Annotated in this window: 1 protein-coding gene; it reads right to left on the reverse strand. The window is 54.5% G+C overall.

What is annotated here, in order from left to right; all coding sequences use genetic code 11:
- Positions 1-429, reverse strand: a 429-nt coding sequence (locus tag E1958_RS19850; protein WP_133513396.1) for an IS630 family transposase, incomplete at both ends; no start/stop codon positions are given.

Raw genomic sequence — 429 nt, forward strand, 5'->3', positions numbered from 1 at the left:
CTTGAATTCGTCGAACGTTTCGTAATATCGGTTGTATCGGACTTTCTTTTTAAAAAATTTCCATAACCGCTCAATGAGATTCAGATTTGGGGCATATGGCGGGAGGAACACGAGCTTGATTCGGGAAGTTTTCAGGTAGTCCTGAACCGCTTTGGAGCGATAATAGCGAGCGTTGTCACAGATAACATAAATGCAAGCCGCCAGGGGGTGGATGGCTTCGAGTTGCTGGAACAGGGCGATGGTAGAGTCGGCATTGATGGTGTCGTCGAAACGGACCACCGGCTCCAGCCGCTCCAGGTCGATGGCACCGTTGATGTTGACGCGCCGCCGCCCGGTGTTGGTGGGGATTTCCTGCTCCTCGCCGCGCTTGATCCAGCCCCCGGCCAGCACCGGATTGTGCTGCGGATGCGTGGCATCCATGAAGTAGAG

Origin of the sequence: Candidatus Thiosymbion oneisti (genome assembly GCF_004359955.1) — a bacterium.
GTDB lineage: Bacteria > Pseudomonadota > Gammaproteobacteria > Chromatiales > Chromatiaceae > Thiosymbion > Thiosymbion oneisti.